This window comes from Huintestinicola sp. (assembly GCF_050874005.1).
In the GTDB taxonomy this organism is placed as follows: Bacteria; Bacillota; Clostridia; order Oscillospirales; family Ruminococcaceae; genus Huintestinicola.
The window spans coordinates 1-3,293 of the sequence record NZ_JBNMJV010000085.1 but is presented as its reverse complement, the minus strand read 5'-3'; the positions used below and the strand labels follow the sequence as shown (position 1 = coordinate 3,293).

Sequence of the window (3,293 nt, the reverse complement as noted above, 5' to 3'; positions counted from 1 at the left end):
CTCGTTTGAAACGATCACAACAGTATCACCAATATTTCTTGTGGCAAGTCCGTAGGGATAAAATTCCTTTATCGCCACCTTGCGCTCAAGCTTTGTGTCATAGGCAAGGTAGGTTATGCCGAAGCCGCCCTTTCCGATAACTCTGCCCACTATATATCTTTTCTGGAGCATACTTCCGCAGGGCAGCACGGCAGGGTCGGCAACGTATCTCACGGAAGAAAAGCCGCATTCACTGCATGGCTCCGAGGTTATCTCCGCAAAGCAGCAGCTGCACAGATTTTTATCTGAAACGGTTATCATACAAAAAATCATTCCTTTCCGAAAAAGCTCCCGACTCAGCAGGAGCTTTTTCATTTATCAGTACCAATACTCAAAACCGTCATCGTCGCTGTAAAGCTTTGTGCATACATAATCATAAAGCCTGTCGGGATCATTGTAGCCATTTCCCGAAATATCCAGTCTGTCAAGAATAGTAAGACCCTTTATCGCTTGCAGCTTACCGTTCAGACGGTTATTTTTAGCGTCCAGCAGAGCCAGCTTTTTGCTGCCTGCAAGGGGCGTAAGGTCGGTCAGCTTGTTGTCGAAAAGATAAACAGTCTCAAGCTTTGAGCAGCCGCTGAGAGCCTTTATGCTCTTTAATCCGCAGTTCCCGAGATGTAATTCTTTAAGCTTTTTCATTCCCGAAAGAGATGAGATATCGCCTATGGGATTATCCGAAAGGCTGAGCTTTTTCACATTGACGCAGTTCTTCAATGGCGAAATATCCTTTATGTTGTTGCCGCCAAGCCACATTTCCTCCAGCTTTGTAAGCTTTGACAGGGCGAAAACGCTTGTAATGCCGTTGTTTTCAGCGCCTATGACTGTAAGCTTTTTCATATTTTTCACAAAGGACAGATCGGTTACATTGTTGTTGTGGAACGTAAGCTTTTCAAGCTGTGTGAGTCCGCTCAGCGCCGAAAGATCTGTAAGCTTATTATTGCTGAGGATTATCTCGCTCAGATTAGTCATATATTTCAGATCTGCTATGTCGCTGTCTTCAAGCTTCTGATTGCTGAGATTAAGGGTTCCCGTCATACTTGTCTTGTAGGACTTCTTGCCGATCTTTACGGTTTTCACGGCGGCGGAAGATGTCTCTGAGGAGGACTTTGGTTTTTTTGCCGAAGACGCTGTCAGAACGTTCACAATATCGGGGAAATACCATTTTAAGGTATTTCTGTCAAGCAGGGCAAAGGTTTCCGAAGTGCCGTCATATTCAACAAGACCATTGTCCCACCATATACAGGGGATACCGCAGGAAGCTGCCTTTTGCAGATAGTATTTTGCCGCCTTGGCTCTCTGCTCCGTGTTATCCTTGTTCATTGTTCCGAATTCGCACATTATCACGGGAATGCCTTTGGAAGTGTACGCCTTTTTTATATCGCTGAAAACAGCATCTATCTCACCTTTGCCCCTGTCGGTGAATTTTTTCATTTTTGGGTCGAGATTAAGAGAAATGCTGTCAGGGGCATAGGCGTGGATAGAAACGATGGTACGGTCATCGGGTATCTCAAGGTCCGCCATTGATTCATAAACAGCAGATGCGCCGTATGGGGGTATCATAGTAAATCTTGTGCTGTTCTTCCCCCCCGCCGCTCTGACGGTCTCGGCAAATGCCTTGTTAAGACGGTTGAGCACCTGTCTTTCCGATTTGGTTCCGCCTGCCCACTGATAATCTGAGCCTTCGGTATTCGGCTCGTTCATAGACTCAAAAATAAGTCTCTCGTCATAATTTTTAAAACGTACCGCTATCTGTTTCCATAGATACTTAAACTTTTTTGTTACCGCCGTCTCACTTTTGGTGTCAAGCTTTATCCAGCTTCTGTCGTGATGGGAATTGAGGATAACGAACATATCCTGACTGTAGGCGTAATCCACTACCTCCTGAACTCTGTCCAGCCACTCCTTGTCTATCTTCCCCTTCGGATCCATATGATTTCCCCAGGAAACGGGTATTCTTACGGTATTGAAGCCCTTGCTCTTTACGGCTTTTATCATTGCTTTTGTGGTCTTGGGATTTCCCCAGCTTGTTTCGCTTGAAAGTCCCTCTCCGTCAAGGGCGTCAAGGGTATTTCCCAAATTCCAGCCCACCGATATATTTTCAACAAATTCCGACGCTGTCATAGAAGAATAATCCGTCTTTTTGCTGTCGGCGGCAAAGACCTGCCCCGATAATCCGCAAATGAGCAGCAAGGATAAAAATAATGCGGTAATTTTTTTCATAAGATAACGTCCTTTCAGATGTTAATTGACGTAGGCAAATCCGTCATCATCGGAGAAAATGTCATAGCACATGACCTCGTACAGCTCGTCGGGGTCGTTAAAGCCATTTCCCGAAATATCAAGCCATTTCAGTACAGTAAGACCCTTCAGAGCATTGTAATTTCCGTTCAGCTTGTTATTCTGAGCATTCAGCTCAATAAGTCCGCTGTTTCCGCACAGCGGCGTCAGGTCGGTTATCTGATTGTCACCGACATACACATACTCAAGCTTTGTACAGCCCTTGAATGGCTCCAGACTTTTCAGCCCGCAGCCATAGAGATGTAAATTCCTGATATTCTTCATTACCGAAGCGGCTGAGCAGTCCTTTATCGGATTGCCCGACAGACTGAGAGAATTTACCTTTGTACATTTCTTTAACGGCGACATATCGCTTATATTATTGTTCTGGAGCCATATTTCCTCCAGTCCGCTCATACCCGACAGCGGCGACAGGTCTGTGATACCGTTATTTTCCGCACCTATAACCTTGAGCTTTGTCAGATTTTTCGCAAAGGACAGGTCGCTTACATTGTTGTTATGATATGTAAGCTTTTCAAGCTGTGTAAGTCCGCTGAGCGTCGAAAGATCGGTCAGAGAATTGTCGCTGATAATTATTTCGCTAAGCTTTGTCATATATTTAAGGTCTGCTATATCCTTGTTTTTAAGCCCCTTTCCGCTCAGATCCAAGGTGCCTGTCATATTGGTCTTATAGCTTTTTCCGCCTATGGTTATCACATCGGGAACGGCAGGAGCAGCAGGCTCGGTCACTTTCGGTGCAGGGGCAGCGGGCTCTGTGACCTTTGGCTCAGTCACTTTCGGTGCAGTAACAGGCGGCTCGGTGACCTTTGGCTCGATCACTTTCGGTGCAGTAACAGGCGGCTCCGTGACCTTCGTCTCGGTTGCTTTTTCCGTTGCAGCGGAAGTTTCTTCCGTTACATCATTATCCTTTTCCGCTTCTCCCGGATAAAGATCCTCTTTGGAGTCATAGATAATAT

At 45.7% G+C, this 3,293-nt stretch carries 2 protein-coding genes and 1 pseudogene; all 3 read right to left on the bottom strand.

The annotated features are described in order from the left end of the window. A pseudogene (locus tag ACR0QN_RS14045) lies at positions 1 to 300 on the bottom strand (serine/threonine-protein kinase); the annotation flags it as partial. Positions 301 to 357: 57 nt separating this feature from the next. Beyond that, positions 358 to 2,259, bottom strand: a complete 1,902-nt coding sequence (locus ACR0QN_RS14040; RefSeq protein ID WP_432651848.1) for a cellulase family glycosylhydrolase — start codon at positions 2,257 to 2,259, stop codon at positions 358 to 360. A 21-nt stretch (positions 2,260 to 2,280) separates the two neighbouring features. Further along, positions 2,281 to 3,293: leucine-rich repeat domain-containing protein (locus tag ACR0QN_RS14035; protein ID WP_432651847.1), on the bottom strand; the 1,013-nt coding region annotated here is incomplete at its 5' end.